Origin of the sequence: Photobacterium sanguinicancri (genome assembly GCF_024346675.1) — a bacterium.
Taxonomy (GTDB): domain Bacteria; phylum Pseudomonadota; class Gammaproteobacteria; order Enterobacterales; family Vibrionaceae; genus Photobacterium; species Photobacterium sanguinicancri.
In genome coordinates, this window is record NZ_AP024850.1 from 3,671,301 (window position 1) to 3,692,944 (window position 21,644).

Sequence of the window (21,644 nt, forward strand, 5' to 3'; positions counted from 1 at the left end):
ACTCAGCGGGTGATGCAACAAAAAGGATATTTGTAGTTATGCCTAAGTACCGTTCCGCCACCACCACTCACGGCCGTAATATGGCTGGAGCCCGCGCTTTATGGCGCGCCACTGGCGTTAAAGATGAAGATTTCGGTAAGCCGATTATTGCCGTAGTGAATTCCTTCACCCAATTTGTTCCTGGCCATGTGCATTTAAAAGATATGGGACAACTGGTTGCGGGGGAAATTGAAAAAGCAGGCGGGATCGCCAAAGAATTTAACACCATAGCAGTCGATGATGGTATCGCGATGGGGCATGGCGGCATGCTGTATTCGCTGCCATCTCGCGAACTCATCGCCGATTCGGTCGAGTACATGGTTAACGCCCACTGTGCCGATGCCATGGTGTGCATTTCTAACTGTGACAAAATCACCCCGGGCATGCTAATGGCATCACTGCGCCTCAATATTCCGGTTATTTTTGTGTCTGGCGGCCCAATGGAGGCAGGGAAAACCAAGCTATCGGATCAAATCCTCAAGCTCGATCTTGTGGATGCCATGATCCAAGGCGCGGATCCTAAAGTCTCAGACGAGCAAAGTGAGCAGATCGAACGATCAGCCTGCCCGACATGTGGATCGTGCTCAGGCATGTTTACTGCCAACTCGATGAACTGCCTAACTGAAGCACTTGGTTTAAGTCAGCCGGGTAATGGTTCTATGCTGGCAACCCATGCCGACCGTGAACAACTGTTCATCAATGCGGGAAAACGTATTGTTGATTTAACCAAACGTTATTACCAAGACGATGACATCAACGCACTGCCTCGTAATATCGCCAATAAAAAAGCGTTTGAAAATGCAATGGCACTCGATATCGCGATGGGCGGTTCGACTAACACCGTCTTGCATTTATTAGCAGCAGCGCAAGAAGGCGAGATCGACTTCACGATGGAAGACATTGATCGGATGTCTCGCCGAGTGCCACACCTCTGCAAAGTCGCACCATCCACCCCTAAATATCACATGGAAGATGTCCACCGTGCGGGGGGCGTCTATGGCATCTTGGGAGAGTTGAATCGCGCAGGGCTATTTCATAGCGATTGCCATAACATCCTAGGCCAAAGCTTTGCACAAACATTGCCGATTTATGATATTGCCGTAACTGAATCACAAGAAATAAAAGATTTCTTCCGTGCAGGGCCTGCAGGCATTCGCACCACTCAAGCTTTTTCACAAAGCTGCCGTTGGGATACGGTGGATGACGATCGTGAAAATGGCTGTATCCGAACAAAAGAACATGCGTTTAGCCAAGATGGTGGCCTGGCTGTCTTATCAGGCAATATGGCACTTAATGGCTGTATCGTAAAAACCGCAGGAGTTGATGAAAGCTGCCTAACGTTCACCGGTCCTGCGGTGGTATTTGAAAGCCAAGACAGCGCTGTTGAAGGTATCTTAGGGGGTAAAGTCAAAGCTGGCGATGTCGTCGTGATCCGCTACGAAGGGCCAAAAGGCGGCCCAGGAATGCAAGAAATGCTGTATCCAACCACTTATCTAAAGTCGATGGGGCTCGGCAAAGAGTGTGCATTAATTACTGATGGTCGTTTCTCTGGTGGCACCTCGGGCCTGTCGATTGGCCATGTCTCACCAGAAGCAGCAAGCGGTGGCACTATTGGGTTAATCACAAATGGCGACACAATTGCCATTGATATTCCTAATCGTAGCATCGAGCTGAAGGTCGATGAAAAATCATTAGCAGAGCGTCGTGCCAAAGCTGATCAGCGCGGTTGGAAACCAGTCGATCGTCAACGTGATGTTTCTTATGCACTTCGTGCTTACGCTTTACTCGCGACCAGTGCAGACCAAGGCGCCATCCGCGACAAGTCCAAACTGGAAGGATAATCGCCATGAATGACATCCAGCAGGTTAACAACACCACCTCGCAAGCACCATTAAGTAGCGCAGAGTATCTACGCGATATTCTTCGTGCTCCTGTTTATGAGGTGGCGCAAGTTACCCCCTTACAAACGTTACCACGATTATCAGAGCGCAGTGGCAATCAGATCCAACTGAAACGTGAAGACCGTCAGCCCGTGCATTCTTTTAAATTGCGTGGCGCTTACAACATGATGTCGCAGTTAACGCTAGCTCAACAGCAAGCAGGGGTGATTGCCGCATCGGCTGGCAACCACGCGCAAGGGTTAGCACTTTCAGGCAAACAGTTAGGGGTACAAGCCACTATCGTCATGCCATTAACGACCCCGAATATCAAAGTGGAAGCGGTTAAAAGTTTTGGTGGGAAAGTGGTGTTGCATGGCAATAATTTTGATGAAGCCAAAGCCCGCGCAGTCGAGCTTGCCGAACAACATCACTTCACCTTTATACCTCCCTTTGATCACCCACAAGTGATTGCAGGGCAGGGCACCATCGGCATGGAGTTACTCCAGCAAAATGGTCACCTTGATTATGTGTTTTTACCTGTCGGGGGTGGGGGCTTAGCCGCAGGTGTCGCAGTCCTTCTCAAACAGTTATTGCCACAAATCAAAGTGATTGGTGTTGAAGCGGAAGACTCTGCCTGCCTGAAAGCAGCACTGGCTGCAGGCGAACCCGTCACTCTGGATCAGGTCGGCATGTTTGCCGATGGTGTGGCCGTTAAACGCATTGGCGATGAGACTTTCCGCTTATGCCAACAACACCTTGATGACGTGATCACCGTGAGTTCAGATGAAATATGTACGGCGGTAAAAGATATTTTTGAGGATACTCGGGCAATTGCCGAGCCGTCCGGTGCACTATCGCTGGCAGGTTTGAAGAAGTATGCCGATCGCCACCAGCTCAAAAATAAACAGTTAGCGGCGGTATTATCTGGGGCCAACCTCAACTTCCACGGCTTACGCTATGTCTCGGAACGCTGCGAGCTCGGTGAGAAACGCGAAGGCTTGTTGGCAATCACCATTCCTGAACGCCAAGGCGCTTTCCTCGATTTTTGTCACATTCTAGGAGGCCGTGCTGTCACTGAGTTTAACTACCGTTACAGTGATGACAGCTTGGCTAATGTGTTTGTCGGTGTACGATTGATGCAAGGACAAGAAGAACTCGACGGCATTATCGAAGATCTACGCCAAGGCGGTTATCCAGTGGTGGATCTGTCTGATGATGAAATGGCAAAACTGCACGTGCGCTACATGATTGGTGGACGCCCATCGAAGCCGTTACAAGAAAAGCTCTATAGCTTTGAATTTCCGGAATACCCAGGGGCATTACTGAAATTCTTAAATACACTGGGCACCCGTTGGAATATCAGTTTATTTAACTACCGTAACCACGGCGCTGATTATGGCCGAGTACTCTGTGGTTTTGAACTTGAAGAAAATGATGTTCTCTCATTTACTAGTTACTTACGAGAACTTGGCTACCAGTGGAAAGATGAAACAGCCAACCCAGCTTATCAATTTTTCCTCGCACAATAACGCTCATTCTGGGTGAACGCCGCGCATTAAAAAAGCAGCCATTGGCTGCTTTTTTATATACAGAAGCTCGATATAAAAGATAAACACTAAGATCTTTTACGTCGATGTACTATTTAGGTACTTTCTTTTGTTGTTCAAACCAACAAGAAATAAAACTCAAATTAAGTTCAATTAACCGAGCGCGTAAAGAGGGAGGAACTTCAGCGAGCATATTAATCAATTGCTGAGTGTCTTCCTGCATACACGGACTGCTCGTTGGATTCTCTTCGAATAAAAACCAACCCAGTGGACGCTCTGTCACTTCCGCGATTAGCATTAATGTCGAGACTCGAGGCTCTGTTTTCGCAGACTCTAAATCAAGATAAGTTTGACGCGCGATGCCAAGCTTTTTAGCCATTCCAACTTGCGTAATCTCTTGCCATTCTCTCGCTTCACGAATTTTATTGGCGATCAATAATTTGGAAGTATTCATGCATATACCATCTACTTCATCGCTTATGCCAGTACAATAACTTGTACGACAACAAACGATCGCCTTAAGGCATACCTAAGTTGTTAATAACAAGGAATTATGCCCTTCGCATTTCACGCGTCACCGAGTGAACAGTCAATTTGTGACCCACGGCCCTCAATGTAAGCCTAAGTAGACATACATATTTTGACAATGCCTACAACATCGTACAACTCAATGCAGTGAGCGCTGTAACATAAATCTGCTTATTTTTTATCGCGCTGGGTTAATGCTTTAGTGTATTCCGCCATAAAGCCCGCTAAGTTGATACTTTGCTGCAAAATCACATTACGTGCCGAATGCGGCAAACGACTAAAGTATTGCAACAAACGATCGATCTCTTCTTTGTACTCGCTTTCTAAAATCTCGATCCCTTCATCACCATACACAAACCACGTTAGAGGGCGTTCGGTGATTTCTGAAATTTCTGACAGTAAGCGTACCTTAGGTTCGGTTTTACCGGTTTCAAGATCAAGATACGTTTGGCGAGCAACTTTTAGCTGTTGCGCCATATGTACTTGTGTCAGTCCTTTCCACTCACGAGCTTCACGGATACGTGCTGCTATTTTCGTTTTAGAATCTGTCATGTCTAACCTCCAATACACATCTAATAGAAGACTACTTAGTGTTCATGACTGAACTTGCACAAGGTGAGCCAATTTGGAAGAATCTAAAAAACGACAACCAATCAATACTTTACAAATAACAACAACAAACATGGTTAAAGCATTTTTATTTTGATTCGCAGAAAGTTGTACATCGCTATCTAGATTTTCATTTCGCAATATTCTCGTCACCCGAGCAAAACAACCTAGACAAATCCGTGTATTGGCTGCAATTTACCGTAGAAATAAGCGTCATTTATGTACTAGAGAATAGACGCTTTCGTTCTTGCTCGAATCCCAGCCATAAAAAAAGCACCGATAACGGTGCTTTTTCTCATTAATAGTACGTAAGCTAATACGCGACTACAGGGACATTATTCCACGGTTACAGCTTTAGCTAAGTTACGCGGTTGGTCAACATCGGTACCTTTAATTAACGCAACATGGTACGACAGTAGCTGCATCGGTACGGTATAGAATATAGGCGCAATCACGTCATCAACCCGTGGCATGGTAATAATTTTCATGCCGTCACACGCTTCAAAGCCCGCTTCGCTATCAGCAAAGACATACAGTAGACCACCACGCGCACGGACTTCTTCAATATTTGATTTCAGCTTTTCAAGCAAGTCGTTAGTCGGCGCAACTACAATCACCGGCATATCAGCATCAATTAAGGCAAGCGGACCGTGTTTCAATTCACCTGCTGCGTATGCTTCAGCGTGAATATAAGAGATTTCTTTCAGTTTCAGTGATGCTTCCATCGCAATTGGATAGAACTCACCACGACCTAAAAATAATGCATGGTGCTTGTCAGCAAAGTCTTCTGCTAATTGCTCAATCGGCTTATCAAACGCAAGTGCTTTCTCGATTTGGGTTGGTAACTGGTGCAATGACGCGACAATCTCTCGCTCTTTCTCTGCACTGATCAGGCCTTTTTCTTTACCTAATGCCGTTACAAACATCAGCATTGCCACCAACTGAGTGGTGAACGCTTTGGTTGATGCCACACCAATTTCAGTGCCCGCTCGGGTCATGAAAGCCAAATCCGATTCACGGACCAATGAAGAACCGGCAACATTACAGATAGTGATTGCTGACATGTAGCCTTTTTCTTTCGCCAAACGTAGCGCAGCCAAAGTGTCAGCCGTTTCACCTGATTGAGAAAGGGTTAGCAGTAAGCTATTTGGACGAGTGACAAATTTGCGGTAACGGAATTCAGAGGCAATTTCAACGTCACAGCTCACACCCGCCATCGATTCAAACCAGTAACGCGCCACCATACCTGCATTGTAAGAGGTACCACAGGCGATGATTTGGACGTGCTCAACTTTCTCTAGAATGTCTTTCGCACCGCTACCAATACTCTCAACAATCACGCTGTCGTTGGTAATACGGCCTTCCATGGTGTTAATTAACGCGCTTGGCTGCTCGTAAATTTCTTTTTGCATGTAATGACGGTACTGACCTTTATCGGCTGCATCTTGCTGTAGGTTCGACTCATGCACTTCACGCTCAACCGGTGCACCGCTGTCATCAAACACATTCACTTCACGGCGAGTAATTTCAGCCACATCGCCTTCTTCAAGAAACATGAAGCGACGTGTTACATTCAATAGCGCTAATTGATCCGAAGCTAAGAAGTTTTCACCAACGCCTAAACCAATAACCAATGGGCTACCAGAACGTGCCACAACAACTCGCTCAGGATCACGACGGTCCATTACGACCGTACCGTATGCCCCTTCAAGCTGTGTCACGGTTTTTTGTACCGCTTCAAGCAAGGTTGCCGCTGATCGCAGTTCCCACTCCACTAAGTGAGCAATGACTTCGGTATCAGTTTGCGATACAAAGCAGTAACCACGCTCAGTCAGTAGGTTACGAAGTTCTTCGTGGTTTTCAATGATGCCGTTATGAACTAATGCAATATGATCACCTGAAACATGGGGATGAGCATTAGATTCAGAAGGTTCACCGTGCGTAGCCCAACGCGTATGAGCGATACCCGTTCCGCCAATCACAGGATTACTTTCAACGGCATCGGCCAGTGCTTGCACTTTACCTAAACGACGTACTCGCGTTAAGTTGCCACCTTGATCGACCACAGCGACACCAGCCGAGTCATAACCGCGATACTCTAAACGACGTAAACCTTCGACTAAAATCTCAGCCACATCACGTTGTGCTACTGCACCCACAATTCCGCACATATGAAAACTCTCCTAATTTTTTTCGACTGGCGCGCAAATCACTTGCACACCACACTGTTCAATTTGTTTTTTTGCCTCAGTATCGAGGCCTTCATCAGTAATCAAGGTACTAATGCTATTCCAAGGTAATTCCAAGTTTGGAATACGGCGGCCAATCTTGCTGGATTCCACCATCACAACAACTTCACGTGACACTTCCGCCATGACACGGCTCAGCCCGATGAGCTCGTTAAAGGTTGTCGTCCCTCTTTCGATATCAATGCCATCTGCACCAATGAATAGTTGATCAAAGTCATACGAACGTAGCACCGACTCCGCCACTTGGCCTTGGAAGGCTTCAGAGTGAGGATCCCAAGTACCGCCCGTCATTAATAACGTCGGTTCGTTCTCTAATTCATTAAGGGCATTGGCGACATTTAAGGAGTTGGTCATCACAATCAGACCCTGTTTGTCGTTCAAGAGGGGGATCAAACAGGCAGTGGTGCTGCCGCTATCAAAAATTAAGCGGTTATGGTCACGAATACGTTCAGCTGCCGCTTTGGCAATCGCTAACTTTCGTTCTGAAACATATTCTTCAGTCTCATCGACAGCAACTATTTCCGACGGCATCGCAATCGCACCGCCATAACGGCGCAATAGCAAGCCACTTTTTTCTAACGTCGCAAGATCTTTACGAATAGTCACTTCGGATGTGGCAAACTGCTGTGCCAAAGCATCCACGCTAGCTTCACCTTGCTGAGCAATAAAAGCGGCAATGCCATGACGGCGTTGCTGAGTATTTCGTTTCGACATGATATTTCGATTCATTAATCATAAGTTTCGATATGAAAGATAATAGTAGCAAAACAAAAGATAAAAGATCAATGCAACACTGGCATATTAATTGACGAAAATAATGTTTCAGCGGAGGAAATAGAAATGAAAAAGCGAGGACATCTAAAATAAAACAAAAAAAGGCAGATTTACACCTGCCTTTTCAATTCGTTATATCACCATGATAAATGGCTATTTTTGTTTTTCTGGGCGTTTCCAACCTTTAACGGTACGAGCAGGCGCACGCGTGATCACGAGTTCACCCTCACCAACATCACGGTTAATGGTTGCACCAGCACCAATCGTAGCACCTTGACCAATTTTTACTGGGGCAATTAGCTGCGTATCAGAACCCACAAACACATCATCGGCAATTTCAGTTTTAAACTTGTTCGCACCATCGTAGTTACAAGTGATTGTGCCAGCGCCGATATTAACGCGATCGCCAATTTCAGCATCGCCTAAATAAGTCAGGTGGTTAGCTTTAGAGCCTTTGCCTAAACGTGATTTTTTCATCTCGACGAAGTTACCCACGTGCGAATCACCCGCTAGCTCAGCGCCTGGACGTAAACGGCTAAATGGACCAACTGTACAGTCTTCACCGACAGTCGCCCCTTCAATCACGCTGTACGGACGAATAATGGTGTTATCGTCGATCTCACAATCCTTCAGGATAGAACCTGCACCAATCACAACATTATTACCGAGTGATACGCAGCCTTCAATGATCACATTGACATCGATTTCGACATCCGTACCACATTGCAACTCACCACGAAGATCAAAACGCGTTGGGTCACGAAGCATTACACCTTGCTCTAACAAACGCTCAGCTTGCATTGCTTGATGCGCACGTTCTAGCTTAGCCAATTGAACACGGTTGTTCACGCCTTCGACTTCAATTGCACTTGCAGGATGTACCGCTTCCACTGCACGGCCTTCATTGTGAGCAATCGCAATAATGTCAGTCAGGTAGTATTCGCCTTGGGCATTGTCATTCTTAAGCGCAGATAACCAACGCTTCATGTCACCGCCGTTAACAACCATCACACCGGTATTGATTTCTTTGATCAGCTTTTGTTCTTCAGAGGCATCTTTTTGCTCAACAATCGCAACCACCGGGCCATTACGGCGCACAATACGGCCGTAGCCCATTGGGTTATCAAGCACGACAGTTAACAAGGCAATGCCGCCATCAGGCTGAGCATCCAATAAGTTTTCCAGCGTCTGACCGCTGATCAGTGGCACATCACCGTATAAGATCAGGACTTTCTCATCGTCAGCCACACCAGGACATGCTTGATTGACCGCATGGCCAGTACCTAACTGCTCTGCCTGCAGTACCCAATTAACAGGCTCATTCGCTAGTACTTCTTGCATGGCGTCGCCACCATGACCGTAGACAAGGTGAATGTTATTGGCACCAAGATCCACACAGGTGTCAATCACGTGCTTAGCCATTGGCTTACCAGCAAGGGTATGAAGTACCTTTGGCAGGTTAGAGTACATACGGGTGCCTTTTCCCGCGGCGAGAATTACAGCGCTGAAGTTCATGCAGCGTATCCTTTTGAGTGCATATTAAAAATAAAATTATGGCTATTGTAACTGGAGGGAAGTGGAGTTTTAAGATAAAGCCGTTATTTTTTACCATGTATTAACTTGCTATCACGCGCAAAAGACATAAAAAAAGCGACCCTAAGGTCGCTTTTTGTATCAGGCGTCTGATTAACGCGCTTTACGAGTCAGCTCTATAACACGAAGCTGAGCGATCGCTTTCGCGAGATCACTTGCCGCTTGAGCAAAGTCGATATCGCCATGCTGATTGTGGATACGCTCCTCAGCTTGACGTTTCGCTTCTTCAGCCTTGGCTGCATCCAAATCTTGACCGCGGATCGCGGTATCAGCTAATACAGTGACTGTATTTGGCTGAACTTCAAGCATACCACCAGAAAGATAAATAATTTCTTCCTCGCCGTGCTGCTTAGCAATTCGGATCATCCCTGGCGTAATAGTGGTCAACAACGGAGTGTGGCCTGCGTGGATACCCAGTTCACCTTCGCTACCAGTCACCTGAATATTTTCAGCACGACCAGAGAACAATTTTTTCTCTGCGCTGACTACATCCAGATGGAAGGTTATCGCTGCCATGTCGCCTCCTAGTTAGCTTAAAGCTTCTTCGCTTTTTCTAATACGTCTTCAATCGCACCACAGTACATAAATGCCTGCTCTGGGATATCGTCGTATTCACCCGCTAGAATGCCTTTGAAGCTACGTAATGTCTCTTTAAGAGATACGTAAATACCAGGCGAACCAGTGAAGACTTCTGCAACGTGGTAAGGCTGAGTAAGGAAACGTTCAATCTTACGCGCACGAGATACAGCTTGCTTATCTTCTTCAGATAGCTCATCCATACCTAGGATTGCGATGATGTCTTTTAGCTCTTTATAGCGTTGTAGCATTGACTGAACGCCACGTGCGATGTCGTAGTGCTCTTGGCCAACCACTAGTGGATCAAGCATACGAGATGTTGAATCCAGTGGGTCGATCGCAGGGTATAGACCTAGCGATGCGATTTGACGAGAAAGTACTACTGTTGCATCCAAGTGAGCAAACGTCGTTGCTGGCGATGGATCCGTCAAGTCATCCGCAGGTACGTATACCGCTTGAACCGACGTGATAGAACCGCTCTTCGTAGACGTGATACGCTCTTGAAGTACACCCATCTCTTCTGCAAGAGTTGGCTGGTAACCTACCGCTGAAGGCATACGACCTAGCAGTGCTGATACCTCTGTACCCGCAAGGGTGTAACGGTAGATGTTATCGATGAACAATAGAACGTCACGACCTTCGTCACGGAAACGTTCAGCCATTGTTAGACCTGTCAAAGCAACACGTAGACGGTTACCTGGAGGCTCGTTCATCTGACCGTAAACCATCGCTACTTTTGATTCTTCAGGCTTCTCAACGTTAACAACGCCAGCTTCCTGCATTTCAAAGTAGAAATCGTTACCTTCACGTGTACGCTCACCAACACCCGCAAACACAGATAGACCTGAGTGTTGAATCGCGATGTTGTTGATAAGTTCCATCATGTTTACGGTCTTACCAACACCCGCACCACCGAATAGACCGATTTTACCACCCTTAGCGAATGGGCAAATCAAGTCGATAACTTTCACGCCAGTTTCTAGCAGTTCAGTTACATTCGATTGTTCTTCGTAGCTTGGTGCTGCACGGTGGATAGAGTAACGCTCTTTCTCACCGATCTCACCACACTCATCAATTGGATGACCTAGAACGTTCATGATACGTCCTAGCGTAGCTGTACCGACTGGTACTTCAATTGGGCGGCCTGTGTTTTCAACAGACAAACCACGACGTAAGCCATCAGAGGTACCCATTGCGATACCACGTACAACACCGCCACCAAGTTGCTGCTGAACTTCCAGTACTAGTGTACCGTTTTCTTTTGCATCAACATGTAGGGCGTCGTATACCTGTGGTACAGAGTCCTGTGGAAACTCTACGTCGACTACCGCACCGATGATCTGTACGATCTTACCTGTAGCCATCGTTAATCCTCTAAACTTATTAATTCTTTGCCTTAAACAACAGATGCACCAGAAACAATTTCTGATAGTTCTTGTGTAATCGCAGCCTGACGGGCTTTGTTGTACACAAGTTGCAGGTCATCGATAAGATTACTTGCATTATCTGTCGCAGCTTTCATTGCAACCATTCGTGCCGCTTGCTCACTGGCAAGGTTTTCCACCACACCTTGGTACACTTGTGATTCAACATAGCGAACCAATAGGGCATCAAGCAGTGGTTTTGGCTCGGGCTCATAAATGTAGTCCCAAGAGTGGCTGCGCTGCATGTCTTCGTCTTCCGACTTCGGCAAAGGCAGCAATTGATCAATCACGGGTTCTTGTACCATGGTGTTCACAAACTGGTTGTAAACTAGGTACAGGCGATCAAGTTCACCTTCATCATATTTCTTCAGCATCACGCCGACAGTACCAATCAGTTCATCCACTGTTGGTGCATCACCCAAGCCAGAAACTTGAGCTGCTACGTTACCGCCGTAGTTATTAAAGAACGATGTTGCTTTTGCACCAATAAGGGCAAGTTCAACATCAGCACCTTGCTGAGACCAACCTTGGATATCTGTCATAGCTTGCTTGAACAAGTTAATGTTCAAACCGCCACACAGACCACGGTCAGAAGAAACAATGATGTAACCCACGCGCTTGGCTTCACGCTCTTCGAGATAAGGATGCTTATACTCAAGGCTACCAAGGGCGATATGACCGATCACTTTGCGCATAGTTTGTGCGTATGGACGTGATGATTCCATTGCGTCCTGCGTTTTACGCATTTTAGACGCTGCAACCATCTCCATCGCTTTAGTGATCTTTTGAGTGTTTTTAACACTACCGATCTTGTTACGAATCTCTTTTGCGCCGGCCATCGTTACTCTCCGTTAGTAGGTGATCGCAAGCGATCACCAACCAATTACCAAGTCTGGGTCGCTTTGAAATCGTCAACCAGTTTTACAAACTGAGCTTCAATTTCATCATTCCAAGCGCCCGTTTCATCAATCTGAGATACAAGCTCAGCAAAATGACCTTTGGCATATGAAAGCAACGCGGCTTCGAAATCAGCAAGCTTCGTCAGCTCAACATCAGTCAAATAACCTTTTTCAGCAGCAAAAATCACCATGCCTTGTTCGAAAACAGACATAGGTGCGTATTGCTTTTGCTTCATCAATTCAGTCACTTTCTGACCGTGATCAAGCTGCTTCTTGGTCGCTTCATCAAGGTCTGACGAGAACTGTGCGAAAGCCGCTAGTTCACGGTACTGTGCCAGTGCGGTACGGATACCACCAGACAGTTTCTTGATGATCTTAGTTTGAGCAGCACCACCTACACGCGATACAGAAATACCTGGATCAACCGCTGGACGAATACCGGCGTTGAACAGTTCTGTTTGTAGGAAGATCTGACCATCGGTGATCGAGATTACGTTAGTCGGTACGAAAGCTGATACGTCACCTGCTTGCGTTTCGATAATTGGAAGCGCAGTTAGGGAACCCGTCTTACCTTTCACTTCACCGTTAGTGAATTTTTCTACGTAATGTGCGTTTACACGCGCTGCACGCTCTAGTAGGCGAGAGTGAAGGTAGAAAACATCACCAGGGAATGCTTCACGACCCGGTGGGCGTTTAAGCAATAGTGAAATTTGACGGTACGCTACCGCTTGCTTAGACAAGTCATCGTATACAATCAGTGCGTCTTCACCGCGATCGCGGAAGTACTCACCCATTGCACAACCTGAGTAAGGTGCAAGGTATTGTAGTGCAGCCGCTTCAGAAGCAGAGGCAACAACAACAACTGTGTTAGCAAGTGCGCCATGCTCTTCAAGCTTGCGTACTACGTTAGCAATTGTTGATGCTTTCTGACCGATAGCTACGTAAACAGAGTAGATACCAGAATCTTTCTGGTTGATGATTGCATCGATCGCCATCGCTGTTTTACCAGTCTGACGGTCACCGATGATAAGCTCACGCTGACCACGGCCGATTGGAATCATCGCATCAACTGCTTTGTAACCAGTTTGCACTGGTTGATCAACAGATTGACGATCGATTACGCCAGGTGCAATTACTTCAACAGGAGAGAAAAGCTCTGTTTCAATTGGACCTTTACCATCGATAGGCTCACCTAGTGTGTTCACTACGCGACCTAACAATGCAGGGCCTACTGGTACTTCAAGAATACGACCAGTGCCCGTTACTTTCATGCCTTCCTGAAGGTCAGCATATGGACCCATTACAACCGCACCTACCGAGTCTCGCTCAAGGTTAAGTGCTAGTGCATAACGGCCATTAGGTAATTCAATCATTTCACCTTGCATAACGTCTGCAAGGCCATGGATTCGAACGATACCATCACTTACCGAAATGATAGTACCTTCGTTACGCGCTTCACTCACAACATTGAATTTTTCAATACGTTGCTTGATCAGTGCGCTAATTTCCGTGGAATTAAGTTGCATGCTCCAATTCCCCAAATCAAGACTGCAAAGTATCGCTCAGGCGGTTTAATTTTCCGCGTACTGAGTTATCGATTACTAAGTCTCCAGCTCTAATCACGACCCCGGCAATCAGGGTCTCGTCTACACTGCAATTCAGCTTCACTTTGCGCGCTAAACGCTGCTCAAGCTTCTCACTGATAGCAATAAGTTGATTGTCGTCAAGAGTGATCGCAGAGATCACTGTTGCTTCAATCGTTTTCTCGTGTTCACTTTTCAGGAACACGAACTCATCACTGACATCAGGAAGCGCTTTAAGGCGTCCATTTTCAGCCATTACTTTCAATAAGTTTTGGCCGAACTCGTCAAGTTGCTCACCACACACTGAAACAAAAATTTCAGTCAGTTTATCCGCAGCAAAACCGCTATCCAGAATATCCTGCATAGTCTCGTTTTTAACTACTTCGGCAGCAAAGGTCAGCATTTCCGCCCATTGGGCTAGCTCACCTTTCTCAACAGCAAAATCAAAGGCTGCTTTAGCGTAGGGGCGTGCGATAGTAGTCATATCCGACATGTGCTTGCCCCTTTAATTACAGTTCTGCTGTGACTTTGTTAAGAAGATCAGCGTGCGCATCTTTATCGATAGTACGCTCAATGATTTTCTCAGCACCAATCACGGCTAGAGTTGCAACTTGTTTTCTTAGTTCGTCACGCGCGCGGTTACGTTCAGCTTCGATCTCAGCAAGACCTTGAGCTAGAATTTTGTCACGCTCAGCAAGGGCTTCTACCTTTGCTTCGTCAACGATTTGAGCTTTACGCTTATTAGCTTGCTCAATAACATCAGTTGCAGTACGTTTCGCTTCTTTGAGTTGATCAGAAGCATTTGCCTGCGCAAGGTTCAGGTCTTTGGTCGCGCGATCAGCGGCAGCCAAACCGTCAGCAATTTTTTTCTGACGTTCTTCAATCGCTTCCATAATTGGTGGCCATACATATTTCATGCAGAAAACCACAAATAGGAAGAAAGCGATCGCCTGACCCAGCAAAGTTGCATTCATATTCACAACTGCATCTCCTTAAAAAGGGTTGCTAGGGGACCGTTCGTTATTAACCAGCTAGTTGGCCAACGAATGGGTTTGCGAATGTGAATAGTAGAGCGATAACGATACCGATCATTGGAACCGCATCAAGCAGACCCGCAATGATGAACATCTTAACTTGTAGCATTGGTGCCATCTCAGGTTGACGAGCTGCACCTTCAAGGAATTTACCACCTAGTAGTGCGAAACCGATCGCTGTACCAAGTGCAGCAAGACCTACAATGATGCCCACGGCAATTGCAGAAAAGCTAAGTAAAGTTTCCATCACTATCTCCAGTTTATTGTTGTCGGCTAAAGTGCCAGTAAAAATTGAACAAAAATATTTTACAAATAATCGTTAATGATTGTCTTCATGTGCCTGAGACAGGTACACAATAGTCAACATCATAAACACGAATGCTTGAATTGTAATGACCAGGATGTGGAAAATTGCCCACGGTACTGAACCCAGCCATTGTGCCCACCACGGCATCAATGCCGCGATTAGGATAAACACCACCTCACCGGCAAACATGTTACCAAACAGACGCATACCTAATGAAATAGGTTTCGCTAGTAGCGATACCACTTCAAGAAGCAGGTTGAACGGAATCATGATCGGGTGATTGAACGGGTGAAGAGCCAGTTCTTTAGCAAAACCGCCAATGCCTTTCACTTTGATGCTGTAGTAAATCATCAATGCGAAGACACCCAACGCCATTGCCATGGTGATGTTAACATCAGCAGTCGGTACAACCTTAAGATAAGGAATACCTAAACCATGTTCTGCAGCATACGGAAGAAAATCAATTGGCACTAAGTCCATGATGTTCATCAGCATAATCCAGCAGAAAATGGTCAAACCCAACGGAGCGATCAGCGGGTTACGGCCGTGGAAAGTATCTTTAACGTTGGTATCAACGAATTCAACCATGATTTCCACAAAACACTGTAACTTACTTGGAACTCCTGATGTCGCCTTTTTCGCTACTGAACGGAATAACCATAAAAAGGCTATACCCGTTAAGACAGAGAAAAATAGGCTATCTATATGAACCGTCCAGAAGCCACCATCACCCACTGCCAAATTGGTCAGGTGGTGAGAAATGTATCCTGACGGCGTTAGCGCTTCACCTGGCGCAGCCATAACTCATCCTATTTGTTGTTGTTAATGAATAAAACCGGCCCAAAGATATTGATACCCAGAACCAGCAAATAGGCCAGTTTGAGGGGAACGAGTTCCACCTCCATATACAGGAAAACAACGGAAAACAGGATGACTGTGATGAGAATCTTCAATGCTTCACCACCAAAAAAGGAGGCCATCACCAATCGAGCCTTAGAGGCACCACTGAAGAGAAAAGCACAACCAGCAAATGCCGCGTTAGCAACAATAAAGATGCTACCACCGATAAGAGCTGAGATTCCCCAGTCAACACTGACAGCAAACACCGCCATTATTGCCGTTGTTAAAACGACGCCAGATTGTAACAACAGTAGCCTTTTCGCCAATTGGCGGCCGGGCTTCACTAGCGCCGATACCATGTATTCGTTCCTCGAGTCCATTCCACTGCACAAGTGTCGTGCTGGGAAAACTGCAAAAATTATACGGCTCATTAGATTGAAAGCAATCTAATTGCAGCAAAAAAAAGTGTTAGATTTTACAACACAATAACCTGATCACGTCATTGTAAATTATGCAACATCTCATACACGTTTGGTGTCACACTTCGTGACCAAACATTGCAAGAATTTGCGCTAACTTGTGCGGTTCATCGTAAGCGATAACGAGTTTTCCTCTACCACTTTTTTGCTGATTTAACGCAACATTGGCACCTAACTGCTCACTTAAGCGGCGTTCGAGGTCAACCACTTTAGGATCAGGGACTTTAACTGCGGATTCAACCGCAGGGTTTAGTAACTTTTTAACAAGCTTTTCAGTATCACGCACTGTTAACATTTTGTTAGTAACAATTTGCGCGGCTTCAAGCTGATTTTCATCATCGGTTATCGCCAATAATGCGCGAGCATGACCCATTTCAATCAATCGCTGCTCAACCATTTTTTTCACTGGCAAAGATAGTTGATTCAAGCGTAATAAATTCGAGACACTCGCGCGAGATTTGCCGACAGCATCCGCGACTTGCTGGTGAGTAAGTGAGAACTCACCTTGCAGCTGCTCTAATGCCTGTGCTTCTTCAATTGCATTCAGATCTTCACGCTGAATGTTCTCTATCAATGCCATTGCAATAGCGGCACGATCGTCAATCTCCTTAATAATACAAGGGACTTTCTGAAGGCCAGCTTGACGAGCCGCACGCCAGCGGCGTTCGCCAGCGATAATTTCATACCGTTCTTGAGCAACAAGGCGTACCACAATCGGCTGGATAACGCCTTGGGCTTTAATCGACTCAGCCAGTTCCGCTAAGGCTTCATCAGCCATCACTTTTCGTGGCTGATATTGGCCCGGTTGCAGCTGGTTGAGCGGCAAATCTTTGAAGGTACCTTCCGTTGACAGCGATTGGGCACGTTCAGCATGTTGTTGCTTTGAATGTGCAGCAGAACTGGTAGCCAATAGTGCATCGAGGCCTTTACCTAAGCCACGTTTATTCATGTTCATGTTTAACCCTTAAGACTGCATCGCATCGTCATTATGCGTACTTGTTAGTGTTTGCTCACGTGCAAGCTCATCACGGCGGATTATTTCACCAGCGAGGGCTAAATACGCTTTAGCACCACTTGAGTACTTGTCGTAATACATAGCAGGACGGCCATGACTTGGCGCTTCAGCTAAACGAACATTACGTGGGATCACCGTGCGGTAGACTTTATCCCCAAAATGCTTTTTCAATTGCTGTGAAACTTCGTTAGCTAAGCGGTTGCGCGGATCAAACATAGTGCGCAATAAGCCTTCAATTTTCAGATCGGCATTGACGACTGCGGTAAGCTTACTGATGGTATCCATCAATGCGGTTAAGCCCTCAAGGGCAAAATATTCGCACTGCATCGGTACTAATACCGAATCAGCAGCAGTCATAGCATTGATTGTAAGGAGGTTAAGCGCGGGAGGGCAATCAATAAAGATGAAATCATAGTTATCACGAACTGCAGCTAATGCATTACGCAAGCGTACTTCACGTGCAAAGACTTCCATCAATTTAATTTCAGCCGCAGTCACGTCTCCATTGGCGGCAACTAAATGGTAACCGCCCGTGGTCTCAGTGACTGCAACTTGTTCAAACGGGGTTTCTTCGACCAGAAGATCATAAGCCGTTGCATCAACCTGATATTTATCCACGCCGCTAGCCATGGTGGCATTGCCTTGCGGATCCAAATCTATCAGTAATACCTTACGTTGCGTCGCAGCAAGTGATGCTGCAAGGTTCACGCATGTTGTGGTTTTACCCACTCCGCCTTTTTGGTTGGCGACAGCTATAACTCTTCCCACGAAAAAACCTCAAGCAATTATTCCTTTGCCGTCAAGATTACTAGATGACGCTCCCCATCCAACTCAGGGACTTGCAAAGATTTGACCTCAGTCACAGAACACCATTCAGGTAGCTCAGCAACTTCCTGTTGATCGAACTGACCTTTAAGTGCCATGAAACAACCAGTTTCTGCTGGTAAATGATGACACCAAGAGACCATATCGTTCATTGAAGCAAATGCACGACTTAATACACCGTCAAAACCGATTTCAGGTTGGAATTCTTCCACACGGCTTTGCACAGGCGTAACGTTGGTAATTTTTAATTCAAAAACAACCTGGCGAATAAATCGAATTCGTTTACCTAAGCTATCAAGCAGAGTAAATGATTTCTCTGGATTCATAATCGCGAGTGGGATACCCGGTAAACCAGGGCCCGTACCAACATCGATAAAGCGATCACCGACAAGGTGCTCGCTAACCACAATACTATCCATGATATGTTTCACTATCATCTCATGAGGATCGCGGACCGAGGTCAAATTATACGCTTTATTCCATTTGTGGAGCAGCGCCACGTAACCAATAAGTTGATCGATCTGCTGCTCACTTACCACTAAATCAGTCTGCGCGATTAATTGCGCTAAACGCTGTTTCACTGTAACGCTCCTATTCGCCTTTTTTCAGCAAACCTTGTTTTTTCAAGTAAACCAATAACAATGAGATTGCCGCAGGGGTAATACCTGAAATACGTGATGCCATTCCAACCGTTTCAGGTCTTGCATCACTGAGTTTGGCAATAACTTCATTCGACAGGCCTTTTACGATGCTGTAATCCATATCAAATGGCAGCTTCGTTTTCTCATGACGTAGGGATTTTTCCACTTCGTCTTTTTGGCGATCGATGTAGCCTTGGTATTTCACTTGAATCTCAACTTGCTCGCTGGCTTCTGCATCAGGATGCGAAGGGGCAAACGCTTCTAGTTCAGTCAATAAATCATAAGTCACTTCAGGACGGCGAAGAAGATCCTCACCACTCGCTTCACGATTGATCGGCGACTTCAGGATCTTATTCACATTTTCTACATGATCCGAACCGGTATGGATCCAAATATCTTTTAAACGCTGGCGTTCTTTCTCGATATTGTCCATTTTTTCATTAAAGCGTGCCCAACGAGTATCATCCACTAAGCCAAATTCACGGCCAGCTTCTGTTAAACGAATGTCGGCATTATCTTCACGTAGTAACAGGCGATATTCAGCACGTGACGTAAACATGCGGTACGGTTCTTTAGTACCCATGGTCGACAAATCGTCAATCAAAACGCCCATGTAAGCTTGATCACGACGAGGACTCCAGCCATCTTTGCCTTGTGCCTGTAACGCGGCGTTCATACCCGCTAGCAAACCTTGAGCGGCCGCTTCTTCATAGCCTGTAGTACCGTTGATTTGACCAGCAAAGAACAGACCTTCGATAAATTTAGTCTCAAAAGTTTGCTTTAAATCACGCGGGTCAAAGAAATCGTATTCAATCGCATAACCAGGTCGAACAATGTCGGCATTTTCAAAACCTTTCATTGAACGCACAATTTTCATCTGTACATCAAAAGGCAAACTGGTCGAGATCCCATTCGGGTATAACTCGTGCGTCGTTAGACCTTCAGGTTCAATGAAGATTTGGTGACTGTCTTTGTCAGCAAAGCGCATCACTTTGTCTTCGATCGATGGGCAATAGCGCGGGCCAATGCCTTCAATCACACCAGAATACATCGGACTGCGATCCAAATTATTACGGATCACATCATGTGTATTTTCATTGGTGTGGGTAATAAAACATGGGATCTGACGAGGATGATCCGACTGCTTGCCCATAAAAGAGAACAGGGGCGTAGGATTATCACCGTGTTGTGCTTGAAGCTGGCTAAAATCAACCGTACGCGCATCAATGCGTGGTGGTGTACCAGTCTTTAAACGATCAACTCGGAAGGGAAGATCACGTAGTCGATTTGCCAACGCAATCGACGGTGGATCGCCCGCACGGCCACCACTGTAATTTTCAAGACCAATATGGATCTTTCCACCAAGGAAAGTACCCACAGTCAGTACTACGGTCTTGGCACGGAACTTAAGTCCCATTTTGGTTACTGCACCAACAACACGTTGATTTTCAACAATAAGATCATCAACAGATTGTTGGAATAGCATTAAATTTGGTTGATTTTCAAGGGCTTCACGTACAGCTGCTTTGTACAAAGCACGATCGGCTTGCGCACGAGTGGCGCGAACCGCCGGGCCTTTCGACGAATTTAACGTACGGAATTGGATCCCGCCTTTGTCAATCGCTTGAGCCATCAAGCCGCCAAGGGCATCCACTTCCTTAACCAGGTGTCCTTTCCCGATCCCGCCAATGGCTGGGTTACATGACATTTGACCCAATGTGTCGATGTTATGGGTTAAAAGTACGGTTTTTTGACCCATTCGAGCAGCAGCCAATGCGGCTTCAGTACCGGCATGACCACCACCAACCACGATGACATCAAAATTTTCCTGGTAAAACATGGAACTACCTCAGGTATTTAAATCGCCAGTGAATTAGCTTCAAGCAAAGGGGGAGTATTCTAACTTGTTTCGTGGAAAGAGAGAATCTTTCATCAAGATCATTTGATCATCGAAAGTGCCCTGCTTAAATATATATAAAGATCTTTTAGAGAGATCTTTTATTAGATCTATTATTAGGATCGCCCGATCGTGTGGGTAACTGACAAATGATCCTAATGATCATGGTGTTAGGGACGATCATTTCTTGTGGAGTAGCATGGATCATCTTTAGGATTAGCTGGGATCAAAATGGCTACTTATCAACAGGGCAAACCCGACCTCTAACTTATGCAATGGATAACTATGGGTTGATCACCGTTTAGATCTATAGTTATCCACAGAAGAAAGAGCAAAAAAGCCCTTAAAATGGGATTAAAATCGGTTAAATTTTAATCTTTAAGGTGTACTTTCCACGTTGCTAGCCAGTTTTCAGCAGGATCTTCAGGTACGGGATGTTGAGACATATCGATATGAAGAGGCTCTCCAATACGTTGAGCGCCGAGTTTTGTTAGCTGTTGATCGATGATTTTGGCCGCTGCACAGAAGGTATCGTAGCTTGAATCGCCAAGCCCGATGATGCCGTATTTCAGCTGTGAAAGGTCTGACTGATGGGTGTGTAGTTCAGCCATAAAAGGCTGGATATTGTCAGGGAGTTCACCAGCACCATGGGTAGAGCACACCACCAGCCAGTAACCGCTTGTCGGCGTATCATTGAGTTCCGCTCGGTTAATGGTTTCAGTGGTGTGGTTATCGTCTTCTAGCAGCTCAGCAAGGTGGTCAGCGACATATTCTGCGCCGCCTAAGGTGCTACCAGTGATCAGAGTGATATGGCTCATTGTTATTCTCGTTCGGTTTTATTGATAGAAGAATTATCTTATTCAGGGGGTAATTGTACGCGGAAGCGGGCGAGATAACAGAGAGTA

21 protein-coding genes are annotated in these 21,644 nt (G+C 46.0%); 2 read left to right on the plus strand and 19 right to left on the minus strand.

The genetic code is table 11. The annotated features are described in order from the left end of the window. Nucleotides 1-38: 38 nt before the first annotated feature. Both ilvD and ilvA read left to right on the plus strand, forming a co-directional pair. Nucleotides 39-1,880: a dihydroxy-acid dehydratase gene (gene ilvD, locus OCU87_RS16905; protein ID WP_094957149.1), complete on the plus strand. Its 1,842-nt coding sequence runs from the start codon at nucleotides 39-41 to the stop codon at nucleotides 1,878-1,880. A gap of 5 nt (nucleotides 1,881-1,885) precedes the next feature. After that, nucleotides 1,886-3,448 (plus strand): threonine ammonia-lyase, biosynthetic, encoded by a 1,563-nt coding sequence (gene ilvA / locus OCU87_RS16910; RefSeq protein WP_261857604.1) that lies wholly within the window; start codon nucleotides 1,886-1,888, stop codon nucleotides 3,446-3,448. Nucleotides 3,449-3,557: 109 nt separating this feature from the next. Here ilvA and OCU87_RS16915 read toward each other — a convergent pair whose 3' ends face one another. The 19 genes from OCU87_RS16915 to mioC all read right to left on the minus strand — a co-directional run bounded on the left by OCU87_RS16915 (nucleotide 3,558) and on the right by mioC (nucleotide 21,557). Then, nucleotides 3,558-3,920: a helix-turn-helix transcriptional regulator gene (locus tag OCU87_RS16915; RefSeq protein WP_062690433.1), complete on the minus strand. Its 363-nt coding sequence runs from the start codon at nucleotides 3,918-3,920 to the stop codon at nucleotides 3,558-3,560. A 245-nt stretch (nucleotides 3,921-4,165) separates the two neighbouring features. Further along, complete coding sequence (locus OCU87_RS16920) at nucleotides 4,166-4,546, minus strand: helix-turn-helix transcriptional regulator (RefSeq protein ID WP_062690432.1); 381 nt, start codon at nucleotides 4,544-4,546, stop codon at nucleotides 4,166-4,168. 392 nt (nucleotides 4,547-4,938) lie between these two features. Further along, entirely contained in the window at nucleotides 4,939-6,774 is a 1,836-nt protein-coding gene (gene glmS, locus OCU87_RS16925) for a glutamine--fructose-6-phosphate transaminase (isomerizing) (RefSeq protein WP_062690431.1), read from the minus strand. Between the two features lie 12 nt (nucleotides 6,775-6,786). Then, complete coding sequence (locus OCU87_RS16930; RefSeq protein WP_094957643.1) at nucleotides 6,787-7,566, minus strand: DeoR/GlpR family DNA-binding transcription regulator; 780 nt, start codon at nucleotides 7,564-7,566, stop codon at nucleotides 6,787-6,789. Between the two features lie 213 nt (nucleotides 7,567-7,779). After that, nucleotides 7,780-9,141: a bifunctional UDP-N-acetylglucosamine diphosphorylase/glucosamine-1-phosphate N-acetyltransferase GlmU gene (gene glmU / locus OCU87_RS16935; RefSeq protein ID WP_062690430.1), complete on the minus strand. Its 1,362-nt coding sequence runs from the start codon at nucleotides 9,139-9,141 to the stop codon at nucleotides 7,780-7,782. A 171-nt stretch (nucleotides 9,142-9,312) separates the two neighbouring features. Beyond that, entirely contained in the window at nucleotides 9,313-9,735 is a 423-nt protein-coding gene (locus tag OCU87_RS16940) for a F0F1 ATP synthase subunit epsilon (protein ID WP_062690429.1), read from the minus strand. A gap of 17 nt (nucleotides 9,736-9,752) precedes the next feature. Beyond that, nucleotides 9,753-11,159 carry a F0F1 ATP synthase subunit beta gene (gene atpD / locus OCU87_RS16945; RefSeq protein ID WP_094957642.1) on the minus strand — a complete coding sequence of 469 codons (1,407 nt, stop codon included), beginning with the start codon at nucleotides 11,157-11,159 and terminating at the stop codon, nucleotides 9,753-9,755. Between the two features lie 32 nt (nucleotides 11,160-11,191). Then, complete coding sequence (gene atpG, locus OCU87_RS16950; RefSeq protein WP_062690428.1) at nucleotides 11,192-12,058, minus strand: F0F1 ATP synthase subunit gamma; 867 nt, start codon at nucleotides 12,056-12,058, stop codon at nucleotides 11,192-11,194. 44 nt (nucleotides 12,059-12,102) lie between these two features. Continuing rightward, nucleotides 12,103-13,644: a F0F1 ATP synthase subunit alpha gene (gene atpA / locus OCU87_RS16955; protein WP_062690427.1), complete on the minus strand. Its 1,542-nt coding sequence runs from the start codon at nucleotides 13,642-13,644 to the stop codon at nucleotides 12,103-12,105. 16 nt (nucleotides 13,645-13,660) lie between these two features. Next, on the minus strand, nucleotides 13,661-14,194 hold the full coding sequence (gene atpH / locus OCU87_RS16960) for a F0F1 ATP synthase subunit delta (RefSeq protein WP_062690426.1): 534 nt from the start codon (nucleotides 14,192-14,194) through the stop codon (nucleotides 13,661-13,663). 16 nt (nucleotides 14,195-14,210) lie between these two features. Continuing rightward, the gene (gene atpF, locus OCU87_RS16965; RefSeq protein ID WP_062690425.1) at nucleotides 14,211-14,681 is read right to left on the minus strand and encodes a F0F1 ATP synthase subunit B; all 471 of its coding nucleotides are present in this window, start codon (nucleotides 14,679-14,681) and stop codon (nucleotides 14,211-14,213) included. 43 nt (nucleotides 14,682-14,724) lie between these two features. Then, nucleotides 14,725-14,982 carry a F0F1 ATP synthase subunit C gene (gene atpE / locus OCU87_RS16970; RefSeq protein ID WP_005302247.1) on the minus strand — a complete coding sequence of 86 codons (258 nt, stop codon included), beginning with the start codon at nucleotides 14,980-14,982 and terminating at the stop codon, nucleotides 14,725-14,727. Nucleotides 14,983-15,054: 72 nt separating this feature from the next. Then, on the minus strand, nucleotides 15,055-15,843 hold the full coding sequence (gene atpB / locus OCU87_RS16975) for a F0F1 ATP synthase subunit A (protein ID WP_094957641.1): 789 nt from the start codon (nucleotides 15,841-15,843) through the stop codon (nucleotides 15,055-15,057). An 8-nt stretch (nucleotides 15,844-15,851) separates the two neighbouring features. Next, nucleotides 15,852-16,241 (minus strand): F0F1 ATP synthase subunit I, encoded by a 390-nt coding sequence (locus OCU87_RS16980; protein ID WP_261857605.1) that lies wholly within the window; start codon nucleotides 16,239-16,241, stop codon nucleotides 15,852-15,854. 178 nt (nucleotides 16,242-16,419) lie between these two features. Next, a complete protein-coding gene (locus OCU87_RS16985) occupies nucleotides 16,420-17,310 on the minus strand; it encodes a ParB/RepB/Spo0J family partition protein (protein WP_189337883.1) in 891 nt (296 codons plus the stop codon). Nucleotides 17,311-17,325: 15 nt separating this feature from the next. Next, complete coding sequence (locus OCU87_RS16990; protein ID WP_062690422.1) at nucleotides 17,326-18,144, minus strand: ParA family protein; 819 nt, start codon at nucleotides 18,142-18,144, stop codon at nucleotides 17,326-17,328. A gap of 17 nt (nucleotides 18,145-18,161) precedes the next feature. Then, the gene (gene rsmG, locus OCU87_RS16995) at nucleotides 18,162-18,782 is read right to left on the minus strand and encodes a 16S rRNA (guanine(527)-N(7))-methyltransferase RsmG (RefSeq protein WP_062690421.1); all 621 of its coding nucleotides are present in this window, start codon (nucleotides 18,780-18,782) and stop codon (nucleotides 18,162-18,164) included. 10 nt (nucleotides 18,783-18,792) lie between these two features. Continuing rightward, nucleotides 18,793-20,682 carry a tRNA uridine-5-carboxymethylaminomethyl(34) synthesis enzyme MnmG gene (gene mnmG, locus OCU87_RS17000; RefSeq protein ID WP_062690420.1) on the minus strand — a complete coding sequence of 630 codons (1,890 nt, stop codon included), beginning with the start codon at nucleotides 20,680-20,682 and terminating at the stop codon, nucleotides 18,793-18,795. Nucleotides 20,683-21,110: 428 nt separating this feature from the next. Then, the gene (gene mioC / locus OCU87_RS17005) at nucleotides 21,111-21,557 is read right to left on the minus strand and encodes an FMN-binding protein MioC (protein WP_261857606.1); all 447 of its coding nucleotides are present in this window, start codon (nucleotides 21,555-21,557) and stop codon (nucleotides 21,111-21,113) included. Nucleotides 21,558-21,644: the final 87 nt, after the last annotated feature.

Bases quoted from the DNA above. Each gene is read 5' to 3' on its own strand.
- ilvD (WP_094957149.1), top strand. From the start codon at position 39: ATGCCTAAGTACCGTTCCGCCACCACCACTCACGGCCGTAATATGGCT.
- ilvA (WP_261857604.1), top strand. From the start codon at position 1,886: ATGAATGACATCCAGCAGGTTAACAACACCACCTCGCAAGCACCATTA.
- OCU87_RS16915 (WP_062690433.1), bottom strand. From the start codon at position 3,920: ATGAATACTTCCAAATTATTGATCGCCAATAAAATTCGTGAAGCGAGA.
- OCU87_RS16920 (WP_062690432.1), bottom strand. From the start codon at position 4,546: ATGACAGATTCTAAAACGAAAATAGCAGCACGTATCCGTGAAGCTCGT.
- glmS (WP_062690431.1), bottom strand. From the start codon at position 6,774: ATGTGCGGAATTGTGGGTGCAGTAGCACAACGTGATGTGGCTGAGATT.
- OCU87_RS16930 (WP_094957643.1), bottom strand. From the start codon at position 7,566: ATGTCGAAACGAAATACTCAGCAACGCCGTCATGGCATTGCCGCTTTT.
- glmU (WP_062690430.1), bottom strand. From the start codon at position 9,141: ATGAACTTCAGCGCTGTAATTCTCGCCGCGGGAAAAGGCACCCGTATG.
- OCU87_RS16940 (WP_062690429.1), bottom strand. From the start codon at position 9,735: ATGGCAGCGATAACCTTCCATCTGGATGTAGTCAGCGCAGAGAAAAAA.
- atpD (WP_094957642.1), bottom strand. From the start codon at position 11,159: ATGGCTACAGGTAAGATCGTACAGATCATCGGTGCGGTAGTCGACGTA.
- atpG (WP_062690428.1), bottom strand. From the start codon at position 12,058: ATGGCCGGCGCAAAAGAGATTCGTAACAAGATCGGTAGTGTTAAAAAC.
- atpA (WP_062690427.1), bottom strand. From the start codon at position 13,644: ATGCAACTTAATTCCACGGAAATTAGCGCACTGATCAAGCAACGTATT.
- atpH (WP_062690426.1), bottom strand. From the start codon at position 14,194: ATGTCGGATATGACTACTATCGCACGCCCCTACGCTAAAGCAGCCTTT.
- atpE (WP_005302247.1), bottom strand. From the start codon at position 14,982: ATGGAAACTTTACTTAGCTTTTCTGCAATTGCCGTGGGCATCATTGTA.
- atpB (WP_094957641.1), bottom strand. From the start codon at position 15,843: ATGGCTGCGCCAGGTGAAGCGCTAACGCCGTCAGGATACATTTCTCAC.
- OCU87_RS16980 (WP_261857605.1), bottom strand. From the start codon at position 16,241: ATGGTATCGGCGCTAGTGAAGCCCGGCCGCCAATTGGCGAAAAGGCTA.
- OCU87_RS16985 (WP_189337883.1), bottom strand. From the start codon at position 17,310: ATGAATAAACGTGGCTTAGGTAAAGGCCTCGATGCACTATTGGCTACC.
- mnmG (WP_062690420.1), bottom strand. From the start codon at position 20,682: ATGTTTTACCAGGAAAATTTTGATGTCATCGTGGTTGGTGGTGGTCAT.
- mioC (WP_261857606.1), bottom strand. From the start codon at position 21,557: ATGAGCCATATCACTCTGATCACTGGTAGCACCTTAGGCGGCGCAGAA.